Raw genomic sequence first — 14,876 nt, forward strand, 5'->3', positions numbered from 1 at the left:
TTACACTGCCTCCTTTAACACTGACTCAGCAATACCCTTGACATCAACCGGCAGACCAGATGCGGACTTTGCCGGGTCGGTTCCATCCTCACCATACTTGAATTGAATGATCTTGCCTCCGGTACTGCGGACAGTTCCATCGTACGCGACCTTCAGATCCTGAAGAGCATTGATCATACGACGCTGCAGGTAACCGGACTGCGAAGTACGGACTGCAGTATCTACAAGACCTTCACGACCTCCGATTGCATGGAAGAAGAACTCGGTCGGAGTTAAACCTGACTTGTAGGAGTTGCGGACGAATCCGTGTGCATCTGATCCCTTGTCGCCGCGCTTGAAGTGCGGCAGGGTGCGGTCCTCGTAACCACGAACGATACGCTCACCACGCACTGCCTGCTGACCGATACAACCGGCCATCTGTGCCATGTTCAGCATAGAACCACGGGCACCAGATACTGCCATTACCACTGCAGAGTTTTCAAAACCTAAGTGACGGGATGCAATTTCTCCGGTACGGTCACGAGCCTTACCGAGTTCCTTCATCACTTGCATTTCAAGCGTCTCTTCCTGGGTTCTTCCCGGCATCGGCTCGAGATGTCCCTGTTCATAGATGCTGATACGCTGGGCCACGTCAGACTCTGCCTTGTCAAGCACATCACGGATCTGCTTATACTCCTCTTTACCGAGATCGGTATCATTGATACCATACGAGAAACCGTTGATCATGATTGCACGAATCGACAGTTTGGTTAAGTCGTCAATGTACTCGCGGGCACGCTTCATACCGTGCAGACGGATGATACGGTTCAAAATCGCACCGTCCATTGCTCCGACAGATTTCTTGTCAATCGTTCCGGTAAGCAGCTGACCATCCACAATTCTGACGTATGCATCATTCGGACAGTGGGTGTCCTTGGTACAGGGGTCACAGTTACGGCAACAGGTTGCCTTGTAGAACATGTTGACGTCGGTTGGCAGAATTACTGAGAATGCCTGCTTGTTGCTCCAGTACGGGGTTCCGTCGTCACCAATCATTCCGGGCTCCGGAAGGTGTTCCATAGGAGTGTACTTCAGGAGATAGAGGAACTGGGATTTGGTGTACCATTTCACCTGATTGGTGAGGAGGAAGATACCGGAGATGTGGTCGTGAAGACCGCCGATAATCGGGCCGCCGAATCTTGGAGAGAGAATGTTTTCCTGAACTGCAACGAGAAGCTCTGCTTCCGCACGGGCCTCTTCGGTCTGCGGAACATGCAGGTTCATTTCGTCACCATCAAAGTCTGCGTTGTACGGAGGACACACTGCCGGGTTTAAGCGGAAGGTTCTGCCGTTCATCACTTTGATGTGATGGGACATGATGGACATTCTGTGCAGAGAGGGCTGACGGTTAAAGAGAACGATATCGCCGTCACGAAGCTGGCGGTCGATCTTCCATCCCGGCTCAATCATTTCTGCAACGGTGTCACAGTTGCCTTCAACTCCTGAGATCAGACGGATACGTCTGCCGTCAGGACGGTTGACATAGTTTGCACCGCAGGGGTCACGAAGGGTCGGGCGGTTTGGACCGATCCGAATCATGGACCTGATATCCTCGATGTTCTGTTTGGTTACGCGGACCGGAACAGACATCTCGTTTGCGATTGCAAGCGGGACACCGACCTCACCGATGGAGAGGTTCGGGTCAGGCGAGATAACCGTACGTGAGGAGAAGTTGACACGTTTACCGGACAGTGAGCCACGGAATCTGCCATCCTTTCCTTTCAGTCTCTGGGAGAGCGTCTTTAAGGGACGTCCCGACCGGTGGCGGGCAGGCGGACATCCGGCAACTTCGTTGTCGAGATATGTCGTGACATGGTACTGCAGAAGTTCCCACAGATCTTCGATGATGAGCTGCGGAGCACCTGCATCCTGGTTTTCCTTGAACCGCTGGTTGATTCTGATGATATCAACAAGCTTGTGGGTCAGGTCATCTTCAGACCGCTGACCATTCTCAAGAATAATCGACGGGCGCACCGTTACCGGCGGAACCGGAAGGACAGTAAGGATCGTCCATTCGGGCCGTGCAACGGTCGGGTCGATACCAAGAAGACGAAGGTCGTCGTCTGTTATCTTTTCCAGACGCTCGCGGATATCAGCAGAGGTGAGTTTGTGCTCGGTCTTGTGAACCTTGCCGTCCTCACCGGTCTCGGTGACAATTTCGACAAAGCTTGTCGGCTTCTCGAAGTTAATCTTGAACTGCTGGTCACCGCAGTACGGGCAGACGCGTTCCTTTTTGATATCCTTCTCACCGATGGTTTCGGCAGAGTAGGGATCGTCTTCGAGTGCACTGAACCGCTCGATCTCCTCCTTGTCAAGAAGGAGACGACCGCATTCGCGGCAGGTTACACGCAAAAGTTTTCTGATGAGTCTTGTGTAGCCGACGTGAATAACCGGCTTTGCGAGATCAATGTGGCCAAAGTGGCCGGGGCAGTCGCCCTGCTTCTGACCGCATGTTTTGCAGCGGAGACCTGGGTCGATAACACCAAGGCTTGGGTCCATCAGACCTTTCGGGTACGGGAAACCATCGTCGTCGTAGGTGTCAGGCCAGATGACCTTGCAGACACTCATGTCGCGGATCGCTTTTGGGGAGAGCAGACCGAACTCAATCTTTCCGATTCTCTTTGGGCTGGTCATGTTACACCATATCCTCCAGTTTCAGTCTGGGCGCAATTCCCATACTCTTCATTTCATCAAGCAGCAGCTTGAATGCGTAGCTCATCTCGACTTCGTAGATGTCGGTCTCTGCACCGCAGGCAAGACAACGGGTTGCCTTCTGCTTTGCATCATACATTGCAACCATTCCGCAGCGTGCGCAGACGTACTGCTTCACTGCGTCGGACTCGTCAAGCAGGCGTTCCTTTAAGGCCATTGCTGCTCCGTGTCCGATCATGACATCACGCTCCATTTCTCCGAAACGAAGACCTCCCTCACGGGCACGTCCTTCGGTCGGCTGACGGGTCAGAACCTGCACAGGTCCGCGGGACCGTGCATGCATCTTGGTGGATACCATGTGGTAGAGTTTCTGATAATAGATGACACCCATGTAGATGTCAGCCTGGAATCTGCGGCCGGTGATACCATCATACATGATCTCTCTGCCGTTGTGGGCAAATCCTGCCTGTGCAAGTTCGCGACGGAGCAGCTGTTCACGAGTGATAGTGTCGTTGGTAACCTCTTTTCCGATATGTTTGTCATTGAGCAGTCTCTGCTGTGCAAACGGGCTGTCAAAGATCTGCTCAACCGGTTTTTTACGGAACGAAGTTGCGTTGACGCGGGTTCCCATGAGGGCACCGGTCTTGCCGCCGATCATCTCCAGCATGTGGCCAATCGTCATACGGGACGGAACTGCGTGTGGGTTGATAACAAGGTCAGGAGCAATACCTGCTTCGGTGAAGGGCATGTTCTCCTGCGGAGTGATCAGACCGCAGACACCTTTCTGTCCGTGACGGGATGCGAACTTGTCGCCGATTTCAGGGACACGAAGGTCACGGGTACGGACCTTGACAAGGCGCGAGGAGTTCTCGGACTCGGTGACAATAACGGTGTCAACGATACCGGTCTCGTTGCTGCGCATGGTGATGGAGGTGTCGCGACGCTTTTCAACGGCAATGAGTTCACCGGTCGGTTCCTCAAGGAATCTCGGTGGCGAGGTCTTGCCGATCAGAACATCCTTTTCCATGACGCGGGTTTCAGGGTTGATGATACCGTCAGTGTCAAGGTTTGCATAGGAGCCGGGTCCGTGAGAACCCTGAACATCATCTTCGGGGACTTCGATTCTGTCAACCTGTCCTCCCGGGTAACGGCGCTCTTCTCCTTCATAGGTTCTGAAGAAGTGGGAACGGCCAAGACCGCGCTCGACTGATGCTTTGTTGAAGATGAGTGCATCTTCAATGTTGTAGCCTTCGTAGGAGATGATGGCGACACAGAAGTTCTGTCCCTGCGGGCGGGTGTCAGAACCGATAAGCTCTGCAGCCTGGGTGTGGACCATAGGGACCTGGGCATAGTGAAGCATGTGACCGCGGGTGTCGGGACGCAGCTTCATGTTTGCCTGGGCAAAGCCGAGAGCCTGTTTGATCATACCTGCACCCATGGTAACACGCGGAGATGCATTGTGTTCCGGGAACGGAACGTGTGCTGCTCCGATACCAAGAATCAGAGACGGGTCGATCTCAAGGTGAGTGTGGTCAGGGGTAAGGTCGTCTTCATAGACGCCGATGTAGAGGTCGTCCTCTTCTTCAGCGTCGATGAACTCGATCTTTCCCTGAGCAACGAGACTCATGAATTCGTACTCGCCGCTGCGCACTCTCTCGATGTCGTCGGGAGTAACGGACGGTTGACCGTTTTCAACCACAATCAGCGGGCGGCGAGCCCGTCCGCGGTCGGTGTTGATGACGATTTCGTTGCTGTAATCTTTGTAGGAGATGTTGACTTCGGTCGGAACCTGACCGTTCCGGCGCATCTGACGGAAGTTTCTGGTGAAATCAACTGCGTCGTCGACTTTGCCGAACAGAGCACCGTCAACGAACACTCTTGCCATTTTCTTTTCCATTTACTCACTCCGGATTGGTTCGATGTCCATGCCGCGGATAATGCGCATCATTTCTTCTTCGTCTTCAATTCCTTTGCTGATCTCAACAAGCTGGGCGAAGTTTTTCACCAGACCACAGTTTGGTCCTTCCGGTGTCTCGGACGGACAGATTCTTCCCCACTGGGTTGGGTGCAGATCACGGGCCTCGAAGTGAGGCTGGGATCTGGACAGCGGAGAGATGACACGGCGCAGGTGGGAGATGACGGACATGTGGTCAACACGGTCCATCAGCTGGGATACTCCGGTACGGCCGCCGACCCAGTTTCCGGTTGCAAGCGGGTGGATGAGCCGTTCGGTTAAGACGTCTGCACGAACAACCGTTCCAATTGCAAGTTCTCTGTGACGCATGCTGGCACGCTCAAGCTGGTATTTGACGTCGCGCGTGAGTCTGTTGAGGGAGATACGGAAGAGGTCTTCCATTAAGTCACCGGCAAGCTTCAGGCGTTTGTTGGAGTAGTGGTCTTTGTCGTCGATTCTCCTTTTGTTTAAGGCGAGATCGAAACAGGCTTCTGCCATTCTTCCAAGGAACTCTGCTTTTGCGACGCGGACGTCTTTTGCATAGACTTCGTAGCCTTCGTCTCCGGGTTTTAAGTGGGACGGGATGAGGTAGTTTAAGTGCGGCAGCAGGTAGCTGTCAAGCACGAACTCGGCACGTTTTCTCTGATAGTCTTTGGTCTGGTTCGGTGCGAGTTTTTTACCGACGTACATGATGCCTTCTTCGGAGTTCGCACATTCGGACTCTTCGAGGTTCTGCATCATATAGGTTAAAACATCTTCCGAGCGTGAGACTGCGGAGACGACGTCTTCATCAGTCTCAAGACCTAATGCACGCATCAGGTCTGCGAAACGGAGGTGGCCGGCAACGGACGGGAAGCTGACGTCGAGGAGATTCTTTTTATTTTTCTCGACGACGACGAGTGCGCGGTAGCCACGGAACTGAGAGAACACTTTGGATACATGGATCTGCTCGTTGTATCTCTCGGTGTACTCGGTCATGATCTTGTTTGAGGCAAGGTCCTCAAGGGTCATGAGTACGCGTTCAGTACCGTTGACGATGAAATATCCTCCGGGGTCGCTTGGATCTTCGCCCTGTTCGGTTCTTTCTTCGGTTGTGAGTCCGCAGAGGTTGCAGACTTTGGATCCGATCATAACCGGAAGCTGACCAATGGTCGTCTCCTGCGGGTCGAAGACTTTGTCGCCCTGATGGAGTGTCATGGTAAGGACCATCGGTGCTGCGTAAGTAAGGTTACGCAGACGTGCTTCGGTCGGGTATAATTTGCTCTGTGATCCGTCCGCTTCACGGACGATCGGTTTTTCGACACGGATTTCTCCGAGTTCAACCCATACGGGTTCCTGGTTCTTTCCCCGGTTTACGATCTCCGTCTCAACAAGGCGCTGCTCATTGACGACTTTCTGCAGGTTGTACTGCACGAAGTTGTTGAATGAGTCAAGCTGGTGACGGGCGACGTGTTCCTGGGAAAAGTATGCTCCGGAAAGTACGCTTCTATCAATCAAGTATATCCACTCTGGTTATTTTTTCGGCCGTCTGACTACGAGGCGGTAGGAGGTAGCTTCACCTGCTGTCTGACTTTTGCGCGTGATGCGAATAACCATTCCTGGTTTTGCTCCGCATGCTTTGGCAGCAGGATCGTCATGATACATTTTTGGAAGGTGCTCTTCGGTGATGTCATAGTCGGTAAGAAGTTGGGAGACCTCTTCCGGGGTCATGATCTGGTGATCGGGAACCATCTCATGGAGTAGTACGTTTAGTCGTGTCATAGAGCTCCTATTTAAGATCTGGATATATACGGATGTCTGTTGCTTGTGTTCAGAGTTCTCACCACATAAAAGTCTCAGAGTTTTTTTGTTGACGCTTTCAGGTTGTCCAACGGACGCGCCAATACACGCTGCCGAAAAGTAAATAGGGCGGTCTTATGAGGTCCGTTTTTCCTAAAAACCCATGGCGACGTGCAAGCGGGCCAGGAGGGAGTTGAACCCCCGACCTGCGGATTAAAAGTCCGACGATCTGCCTGACTGATCTACTGGCCCTTGTTGTCCTCTGGAAGGTAGCATCATTATTGGGATTGAAAAATATATATACATGCCGGTTGGCCCCGCAGATTGCGGAACCTGGTATGCGTTGGACGGAGAATGAACGTCCTCCGGCCTGTTTGACCCAAATTATGCCTTCGCGTTATTTAGGTTGTCGGTTCCTCAATAATAACGTGTCGAGTTGAAAGCGCCCGTCGATGGGCACGAGTCATTGCTGGTTAAAGAGGCAGGAGTCCTGGCGAACCCCTACAATTATATTGATAAAATTGCTATAGAGTATGTAATTGCCCGAGAATTTTTCGCGGGTATGAGAGTTATGATTGAAGATTTGGATCCATTTCCCCGCATACGCACATTCCTGACAAAGGGCTGCGGCATTATCACTATCTGTATTTATGTGACGATTGCGATTCTGCTGGTGGTTGCGGCAATTATTGGTGTTATTGAGACTGCGGGTCTTGTGGGGCTGGCGATAGCCCAGCCGTCGCAGCATTCGCTGACCGGTATTTTGCAGGCAATTCTCTTGATCATTGTGATTGCGACGCTTGTGGATATGGTTGCGTCGTATATCCGTGCAGGCCGTGTTCTTATCCGTCCGATTCTGATTGCAGGTATTACGACGATGGTGCGGAGGCTGCTGGTGAGCAATCTGACGTTTATTGATATTATCGGGACGACGATTATGATTCTTGGTCTGACGGTTGCGCTGATTTATGTGGGCCGTGATGAGCAGGAGATGATGGAGCATCTTAAGGAGCTGAAGAGCGCAGAGGATCAGTGATTCTCTTTTTTTGCGGATGCCAAAGTAAAAACTAATAAGGAACACGTGTCTAATATGTAAGATGCTTCGTCCCAGAAGGGAGAAGAATGAGGGGCCGTAGGGTAGCCTGGAATCCTAGGAGACTGGGGGTCTTCTGACTCGCGTTCAAATCGCGGCGGCCCCATTGTAATTTTTTTTTGTTTTGGAGTTGATTGTATGAGACTTGCGCCGGAATGCAGAGCATGTCTGCTCTCAAGGGTTGTTGCAGAGGCAGGGTATGCGGGAGCTGATGAGGATACTGTTGATAGAGTGCGGGAGTTGTGTACGCAACTGTACGATTCACGGGCAAGTGAGCCGATAGGGGCATCGGTTATTGCAGGAGCGGTGCACCGACGCTGTTATGAGATGATCGGGTCAGCTGATCCGTATAGTGAATTGAAGGTGCAGGATAATGCGGTTGCGATGAGAGTTGCAGAGGCCGTCGCGCCGATGCTTTCTGATGTGCATGATTATTTTGTTGCTGCAGTGATTGGGAATGCGATGGATTACGGGGTTGCAGGGCATGAGATCGCGAAGGATTTTACGAAGTATTTCCGTGAGATGTTTGAGCGCGGCCTTGCGCAGGATGATACGGAGAAAATTCTCGCGCTTGCGGACCGCGTGGTGTACTGTACTGACAACTGCGGCGAGGTGATTTTTGATCGGATGCTCTGCGAGGCTCTTAAGAGACGCGGGAGTCATGTGACGATTGTGGTGAAGGATCAGCCGATGCTGAATGATGTGACGATGAAGGAGGCAGAGGATCTGCGATTGTCTGAGGTTTGTGATGCGGCGCTGCATGCAGGCGGCGGTGCGCAACTTGGTCTGCATCCGGATATGTATCCACCGGAGGTTACTGACGCTATGCGAAATGCTACGCTGATTATTTCAAAGGGGCTTGCGAATTACGAAAGCCTGACCGAGTATGAGGGTCTGCCGCCGGTTGCATATCTGATGACGGTGAAGTGCGAGCCGGTCGCCCGGCATGTGGGGGCAAAGAAAGGCGATCTGATTGCGGTGCTGCGATAGAGTTTCACGAAAAAGTGTGATCCAACAAAATCCCATTGTATTCCCACAACAAACAAATCCATAAACCCATCATCCGCCTCAACAGAAATCACCACTTTTTTCACAAACATCCCTCAATAATCACGCAAAACATCATCAGAAGATACCATTATCATCTCACCCGACAACCAAACATCTATGAAATGCCCCGTCTGCGGACAGGATTGCATTCAATCATCTGATGATCTTTTGAAAACCTCTGCTCACCGGTTTGATGCATGCCAGTCCTGCCATGGCCTATCAAGAAACAAACAGATACCTCCGGAACCGGACCTGCCGCCTCCCCCCTGCCCGTTCTGCGGCAAGCGCCATATCGACGACGTTTTTTTCCACATCTGGCTTATTCTCACCGAAGAAAAAGTAATCCCTCCAGATGCTCCCTTGACGAGTGCGGGAGTTCCGCACCTGCATCCGTTCATGGTGCTCCGTTCACCACCGTACCTTCCCGAAAAATCAATGATCCTGCTCACCCATGCAGTCAATCGGGCCACTGCCGACCGACTCATGGAAGAAGTTCCCGAACTCCGCGGCATCGTCTGCGACCGCCACATCATACCGGGCCTCTCGGAAGGCATCTGCTCCCCAGTCTATCATACCCATGAGTGCATCATCGGATGCGACCTGCATGCGACCATCTTCTCCTCTCCCTCCGGAAACATCGTAGTGTACCAGCGCAGCAGCACCATGCACATTGAAATGCCGCGGCCCTTCAACCCCAAACTTCTCTCCCTCTCCCACATGATTGACCACAAAAACCCTGCGCTTGTCATCGACGGATGCTGCGGGGTTGGGACGCTTGGCATCGCCGCTGGCCTTGCAGGAATGCCTCACATCATCTTAAACGACCGGTGGTATGCAGCAGCATACTGGAGCGCAGTCAACATCGAAGTTAACCGCCGTCCCCTCGGACTCGATGAATGCGACTGGTCAACAGACTGGGATAACCTCAGCGCCAAAAAAATCCGCAGATGCCCAATCGAAATACTACAGGCATCAGGAGAAAATCTTCGCATCTCAGTGCTCCACGGCGACTTCCGCTGCCTCCCGAAAAAACTCTCCGACCTCTCAGCCTCCCTCTGCATATTCGACCCGTTTGAAAAGAATGATCACAAAAAACTCAGAAAAATCATGAATGAATGGGAACAAGAGACCGGGGGGCAGATATTCATCCCGTAAGTGGTTAAGATACTTTCATTACTACTGAACTGTAATATATACACAGTTTTTCCTGCACGCAAGGAACTTACGTTGCCGGAAAACTGGTGTTCATCCAGAACGGAAGGACACGGACTGCGGGAAGATTCGGATTTTATGGGGCCACCTCCCCAGGTGCCGGATCGGAGTGCAGATCTACCAATAAAAATGGTGAATCTCAAATGGATTTCAACTTATCCCTGAGAAGGGCAATCAAGACCGGTAAGGTCGTCTTAGGACAGAACAGCGTCGAAAAGATCATTGCAGACAACAAAGCAGAACTTGTTATCGTTGCACACAATGCACCGGAAAAAGTTCGCGCAATGCTTGCAGCAGCAGAGAACCTCCCGCTCTACGAATTTAGCGGCAGCTCCCGTCAGCTCGGCAAAGAGTGCGGTCGTGACCACATGATCAGCGTTCTTGCAATCGTCGAAGCAGGCGAATCCGACATTCTCAGCCTTAAGAGAGCATAAATATGAGCGAAATAACAATTTCCGAAGATGCGATGCGTATGATTGCACAGTTTGAAAACCTGACCGGTGCAGGTGCACGTGACTGTGTGGTTGACGACAAATTCGGTCGTATTCTCTTCGTCATCAACCCCGGAGAGATGGGCCTTGCAATCGGAAAGAAAGGTGCCAGCATCAAAAAGGCATCCGACGCTTTCGGCAAAAAGGTTGAAGTCGTTGAGTACAACGCAGACAAAGTTCAGTTCATTCGCAACTGCTTCCTGCCGGTGCAGGTCAGCACCGTCACCTTCGAGGATGATGAAGACGGCGAGATCGCATACGTTGAAGTCAACGACGAAGACCGCGGTCTTGCAATCGGAAAGGAAGGCAGAAACATCATCAAAGCAAAAAAACTCGCATTCCGCCAGTTTGACATCAACAATGTTGAGCTCAAACAGGATGAAGAAGAGAGCTTTGACGACGAAGACGAAGAGCAGTAAATAACTGCCCTTTCATTTCAGCAGCAGGCAGTGCCGAGCCGCACTGCCTGAGGCAACTACTTGATACTTTTTTCTCGTATGTGACCCCGCATTTTCTCCTGACGAATCAGAAGTATGCATGTGTTCCCCAGATATTTATTGATCAAAAACAATACTCATTACATCTATGCTTGAGATACTCACCACCATCCTTTCAGCGGCAATCACGCTGTTCATCATTCTTGATCCTCTGCTCTCGGTCTCAATGTTCATCAATCTCACCCGTGGACTTTCAAGAACCGAAATTCTCAAGCAGGCAGGTATCGCAACAGCAGTAGCAGGAGCGCTGATGTTTGCGTTCCTTGTCTTCAACGACGTAATCTTCTCCATACTCGGCATTGAACTTGAGAGTTTCAAAGTTGCCGGTGGTATCATCCTCTTCATTCTCGGTCTTCAGATTGTGCTGGGCCTTGAGATCGGCGGAAAGTCCGCACATGAGGAGCGTGCCGAGCAGGCAAAGGACGGTCAGCTCCCGGCCGGAGTCGTCCGCAAATCAATGGCAGGTGTCATTATCGGGACGCCCATTATGTGCGGTCCAGGAACCATCACGACCGTGATGATCCTCGGCTCCCAGAACGGAATTATTCTGACAGCTCTTGCGATCGCCCTCTCTCTCCTCTTCATCTGGCTGGTGCTTGCGTTCTCCTCAAAGATAACCGCAGTACTCGGGGAAACCGTTATCGTGATTCTTTCAAAGATCGTTGGTCTGCTCCTCACGGCAATTGCCGTTCACACCATCTGGACCGGTGTGGTCGGATTAATGCAGCTGAGCATGGCAGGGATGTGACACACGTGGTAGTGTTCCGGCCCGAACTTACTGAACTCATCGTCTTCGATCTGGAGGCATTCGTTCCCGGATGCGACCGCCGGAGAAAAACCGGTGCATCATTAGCGGTGAATCCGTACCGAAAGGATCACACTCTCTTAGGGGGCGTCGTCTACCGGGCACGCCCTCTCCTTGGCGAGGTGTCAGCTGATTACCAGCATCACTGGATATGGAGCGACGGGTCAGAGGAGGAGGTTGTCAAAAATCTCTATCACCACTTCACCGAGATCTGGAAGCCGCTTGCCGCAAAAAAACGCATCCACTGCGATCCGGTCGTGGCAGGCATCGGCATCTCAACATTTGACCTTCCCTTCCTCACGGCAAAGTGTCAGGAGTACGAGGTTGCCCCCCCTGAGGAGATCTATGAAACCATATGCAAACTGCGGGTCGTGGACCTCGCAACAGCAGGCATCGGATTTCTTCAGATTCCAAGGCCGGTCCTCTATCCTTGTACTCACAATGAACTTGCGAACAGACTCCTTGGCGAACGCGACCAGAAACCCACCGGAAAGATGGTCTGGGACATGGTGGATGAGAAGGATTATTCCAGTATCGAAAAACGGTGCGAAGAGGAGGTTCGGGAGATGGTTGCTCTTATGAAGGCAATGAAAAACGCCTGTCAGAATGATGAAAATATGAAACGCGAATAAAAAAAATTGTCTATACTTTTCTGAACGGCCGGATTTGTCCAAAAATAAGTAATTTTGATAAATCCCTAAAAATCGCCAATGGCGATTTTTTATTCGCGCTATTCGCGTTTCCAAATTACACTCAAAAAAAGATTGGGATTTGTGATGAAACAAACCAGAGAGAGCCGAATTATTTCTGCTCTTTTAAGATATTTTCCAGACGTTCCTCGAGGAAGTCAAGACCGCGGCGGACATCATCAAGATTCTTTCCGCCGGTTAAGATGATCTTGCCGGACGAGAACAGCAGTGCAACAATCTTCGGATCCTTAATGCGGTAGACAAGGCCCGGGAACTGTTCCGGCTCGTACTCAATAGCCTCAAGCGACAGCGTTGCAACCACGCGGTTCAGGTTGATGAACTTCCCGATATCGTACGAACAGACGATGTTCGTCACCGCGACCTTTGGCACATCAAGCGTTTTCACGCCTGCCTCTTTCAGAGACTTCAGAATGATCTCAAGACCGTCCTGAAGAGCCGACTCGTTTCTGATACCGGTAAGCACAACCTTGCCGGACGAAAAGATCAGCGATGCCATTCTCGGTTCATCAATACGGTAGACCGCACCCGGGAACCGTTTGGTATTGAGCTCGCACCCGTCAATTTTCTCGGCAATATCTGCCAGGTTAATCTCATCTGCGATTACGCCGGACGCAACGATATTTTCGATCTTCAGCGAATCGTATGTTTTCCCATCCATCTTTATTTATTACGAGAGATGCAAGCATAATACTTCGCGTCAGTCACGGACCGGGAACGCCCCTGCTGAGTGGAGTTTAATAACCCAGCACATCCCATAAATTATGGACAGTAATCATGAAAGAAACGCAGGACCTCCCACAGATTGGGGGAAATATTGGCGATTATGACGAAACGTACCGGACGTTTTCGATCGATGTGCCAAAACACTACAACTTCGCGTTTGACGTGGTCGACTCCTGGGCAAAGAGGGATCGCAACCATCTGGCAATGATCTGGGTGAACCAGGCAGGGATGGAGAAGAAGTTCACCTTCTGGGACATGATGATCCACTCAAACGAAGCAGCAAACATTCTGATGAAGTTCGGGATTCAGAAAGGAGACCGGGTTCTTCTGATGCTGCCGCGTGTTCCTGAGTGGTGGTTTTTGGTCCTCGGTATTATGAAACTCGGAGCGGTTTTCTGCCCGTCCCCCCACATGCTGACGGTGAAGGATATTGCGTACCGGACGAAGGTCGGCAACTTCAAGATGGTCATCACCGACAGCGAGAATATGGCGAAGGTTGATGAGGTTGCAGCAGAGTGCCCGCATCTCCAGCTCCGCATGATTGTGGATGACAACCCGGGCGAGCGTCTGCAGACGCCATGGATCGGCTACCAGAATGAGCTGCTCTATCCGGCTCCGGTCACAACCAGCCTGGTCAGCAGTGCTGGCCGCAGAATCCATGCAGCAGACCCGATGCTGATCTACTTCACCTCCGGCACTACGAAGGATCCGAAGATGGTGCTGCATGACTACGGCCACCCGCTCGGCCAGACTGTTACTGCCAAATTCTGGCATGATTTGACCGAGTATGATGTACACTTTACGGTCTCAGACACGGGATGGGCAAAGTGCGGCTGGGGTAAGATCTATGGTCAGTGGATCTGCGGAGCCTGTATTTTTGTCTACGACTACCGTGCGAAGTTCCATGCGACAGAGCTTCTGCCGCTTATTGAGCGCTACGGCATTACGTCGTTTTGTGCGCCGCCGACGATTTACCGGATGCTGATCATTGCGGATCTGAAGAAGTTCTCGTTCAAAGAGCTTCGGACCTGTACGAGTGCAGGCGAACCGTTAAACCCTGAGGTTATCCGCATCTGGAAGGAAGGAACGGGTCTTACTATCCGCGAGGGATATGGTCAGACTGAGACCTGCTGCTGTATTGCAACGATGCCCGGCATGGAAGTCAAGCAGGGCTCGATGGGTAAGCCGGTTCCGGGCTGGCACATGCAGCTACATGATGATGAGGGGGGGGAGGTTCCGCAAGGCGAGACCGGAAGAATTGCAATCTCGTTGAACCCGAGACCCGCAGGTCTGATCCGCGAGTATGTGGACAATCCTGAGGAGAATGCGTCGATGTTTGTGAACGGCTGGTACTACACCGGTGACAAGGCATATCTTGATGATGACGGCTACTTCTGGTTTGTCGGCAGGAATGATGATGTGATCAAGAGTTCAGGCTACCGGATCAGTCCGTTCGAGGTTGAGTCCACGCTTCTTGAACACCCGTCGGTGAAGGAGAGTGCTGTGGTCGGCAGCCCAGACTCTATCCGCGGTATGGTGATTAAGGCGTTCATTGTTCTGCACGAGGGGTACAAGCCCTCGGAAAAACTGGTGAAGGATATTCAGGATTATGTGAAACGAACAACCGCACCATACAAATATCCACGGCTGATCGAGTTTGTTCCTGAACTTCCAAAGACGATCTCCGGTAAGATCAAACGTGCTGAGCTGCGCAATCAGGAGATGAAGCGGTTCGAGGAAGAGAACGGCGACAGCTGATCTTTTTTGGCAGGGATAATGATTCCCTGCTGTTTTTTTTTGTGAACCCTTCGCGGAAGTTCACGCAAATTTTGTTGATGAGAGAAAACTTGTGCACTGGTAAGCGACACTGC

13 protein-coding genes and 2 tRNA genes are annotated in these 14,876 nt (G+C 51.7%); 9 read left to right on the forward strand and 6 right to left on the reverse strand.

Features of this window, described 5'->3' with window-relative positions; all coding sequences use genetic code 11:
* From McpCs1_RS01605 to McpCs1_RS01625, 5 genes are all read right to left on the reverse strand, one after another.
* Positions 1-2,673, reverse strand: coding sequence for a DNA-directed RNA polymerase subunit A' (locus McpCs1_RS01605; protein WP_338095495.1), 2,673 nt, complete (start codon positions 2,671-2,673; stop codon positions 1-3).
* Position 2,674: 1 nt separating this feature from the next.
* Entirely contained in the window at positions 2,675-4,588 is a 1,914-nt protein-coding gene (locus tag McpCs1_RS01610) for a DNA-directed RNA polymerase subunit B' (protein ID WP_338095496.1), read from the reverse strand.
* Positions 4,589-6,142 carry a DNA-directed RNA polymerase subunit B'' gene (locus tag McpCs1_RS01615; RefSeq protein WP_338095497.1) on the reverse strand — a complete coding sequence of 518 codons (1,554 nt, stop codon included), beginning with the start codon at positions 6,140-6,142 and terminating at the stop codon, positions 4,589-4,591.
* Positions 6,143-6,157: 15 nt separating this feature from the next.
* Complete coding sequence (locus McpCs1_RS01620; protein ID WP_338095498.1) at positions 6,158-6,406, reverse strand: DNA-directed RNA polymerase subunit H; 249 nt, start codon at positions 6,404-6,406, stop codon at positions 6,158-6,160.
* 196 nt (positions 6,407-6,602) lie between these two features.
* Positions 6,603-6,676, reverse strand: a tRNA-Lys gene (locus McpCs1_RS01625).
* A 319-nt stretch (positions 6,677-6,995) separates the two neighbouring features.
* On the opposite strand from McpCs1_RS01625, the gene McpCs1_RS01630 reads away from it, so the two are divergent.
* The 8 genes from McpCs1_RS01630 to McpCs1_RS01665 all read left to right on the forward strand — a co-directional run bounded on the left by McpCs1_RS01630 (position 6,996) and on the right by McpCs1_RS01665 (position 12,204).
* A complete protein-coding gene (locus McpCs1_RS01630; RefSeq protein ID WP_338095499.1) occupies positions 6,996-7,460 on the forward strand; it encodes a phosphate-starvation-inducible PsiE family protein in 465 nt (154 codons plus the stop codon).
* 90 nt (positions 7,461-7,550) lie between these two features.
* Positions 7,551-7,623, forward strand: a tRNA-Pro gene (locus tag McpCs1_RS01635).
* Between the two features lie 32 nt (positions 7,624-7,655).
* Positions 7,656-8,507, forward strand: a complete 852-nt coding sequence (locus McpCs1_RS01640; protein WP_338095500.1) for a damage-control phosphatase ARMT1 family protein — start codon at positions 7,656-7,658, stop codon at positions 8,505-8,507.
* A gap of 177 nt (positions 8,508-8,684) precedes the next feature.
* On the forward strand, positions 8,685-9,722 hold the full coding sequence (locus tag McpCs1_RS01645) for a hypothetical protein (protein WP_338095501.1): 1,038 nt from the start codon (positions 8,685-8,687) through the stop codon (positions 9,720-9,722).
* Positions 9,723-9,922: 200 nt separating this feature from the next.
* Positions 9,923-10,213, forward strand: coding sequence for a 50S ribosomal protein L30e (locus McpCs1_RS01650; RefSeq protein WP_338095502.1), 291 nt, complete (start codon positions 9,923-9,925; stop codon positions 10,211-10,213).
* Between the two features lie 2 nt (positions 10,214-10,215).
* Positions 10,216-10,689 carry a NusA-like transcription termination signal-binding factor gene (locus McpCs1_RS01655; protein WP_338095503.1) on the forward strand — a complete coding sequence of 158 codons (474 nt, stop codon included), beginning with the start codon at positions 10,216-10,218 and terminating at the stop codon, positions 10,687-10,689.
* A gap of 166 nt (positions 10,690-10,855) precedes the next feature.
* On the forward strand, positions 10,856-11,515 hold the full coding sequence (locus McpCs1_RS01660; protein WP_338095504.1) for a MarC family protein: 660 nt from the start codon (positions 10,856-10,858) through the stop codon (positions 11,513-11,515).
* Positions 11,512-12,204: a hypothetical protein gene (locus McpCs1_RS01665; protein WP_338095505.1), complete on the forward strand. Its 693-nt coding sequence runs from the start codon at positions 11,512-11,514 to the stop codon at positions 12,202-12,204. The genes McpCs1_RS01660 and McpCs1_RS01665 overlap by 4 nt, the downstream gene beginning before the upstream one ends.
* Before the next feature lie 169 nt (positions 12,205-12,373).
* Here McpCs1_RS01665 and McpCs1_RS01670 read toward each other — a convergent pair whose 3' ends face one another.
* Entirely contained in the window at positions 12,374-12,940 is a 567-nt protein-coding gene (locus tag McpCs1_RS01670; RefSeq protein ID WP_338093933.1) for a TATA-box-binding protein, read from the reverse strand.
* Between the two features lie 116 nt (positions 12,941-13,056).
* Here McpCs1_RS01670 and McpCs1_RS01675 point away from each other — a divergent pair, with 116 nt between their 5' ends.
* A complete protein-coding gene (locus McpCs1_RS01675; RefSeq protein WP_338095506.1) occupies positions 13,057-14,763 on the forward strand; it encodes an AMP-binding protein in 1,707 nt (568 codons plus the stop codon).
* Positions 14,764-14,876 lie beyond the last annotated feature (113 nt).

The sequence above is a fragment of the Methanorbis rubei genome (assembly GCF_032714495.1).
GTDB classification, from domain to species: domain Archaea; phylum Halobacteriota; class Methanomicrobia; order Methanomicrobiales; family Methanocorpusculaceae; genus Methanocorpusculum; species Methanocorpusculum rubei.

Excerpts from the sequence above, each read along its gene's own strand:
- McpCs1_RS01660 (WP_338095504.1), top strand. The coding sequence starts at position 10,856 with ATGCTTGAGATACTCACCACCATCCTTTCAGCGGCAATCACGCTGTTC.
- McpCs1_RS01670 (WP_338093933.1), bottom strand. The coding sequence starts at position 12,940 with ATGGATGGGAAAACATACGATTCGCTGAAGATCGAAAATATCGTTGCG.
- McpCs1_RS01645 (WP_338095501.1), top strand. The coding sequence starts at position 8,685 with ATGAAATGCCCCGTCTGCGGACAGGATTGCATTCAATCATCTGATGAT.
- McpCs1_RS01650 (WP_338095502.1), top strand. The coding sequence starts at position 9,923 with ATGGATTTCAACTTATCCCTGAGAAGGGCAATCAAGACCGGTAAGGTC.
- McpCs1_RS01630 (WP_338095499.1), top strand. The coding sequence starts at position 6,996 with ATGATTGAAGATTTGGATCCATTTCCCCGCATACGCACATTCCTGACA.
- McpCs1_RS01605 (WP_338095495.1), bottom strand. The coding sequence starts at position 2,673 with ATGACCAGCCCAAAGAGAATCGGAAAGATTGAGTTCGGTCTGCTCTCC.
- McpCs1_RS01610 (WP_338095496.1), bottom strand. The coding sequence starts at position 4,588 with ATGGAAAAGAAAATGGCAAGAGTGTTCGTTGACGGTGCTCTGTTCGGC.
- McpCs1_RS01640 (WP_338095500.1), top strand. The coding sequence starts at position 7,656 with ATGAGACTTGCGCCGGAATGCAGAGCATGTCTGCTCTCAAGGGTTGTT.
- McpCs1_RS01655 (WP_338095503.1), top strand. The coding sequence starts at position 10,216 with ATGAGCGAAATAACAATTTCCGAAGATGCGATGCGTATGATTGCACAG.
- McpCs1_RS01620 (WP_338095498.1), bottom strand. The coding sequence starts at position 6,406 with ATGACACGACTAAACGTACTACTCCATGAGATGGTTCCCGATCACCAG.
- McpCs1_RS01675 (WP_338095506.1), top strand. The coding sequence starts at position 13,057 with ATGAAAGAAACGCAGGACCTCCCACAGATTGGGGGAAATATTGGCGAT.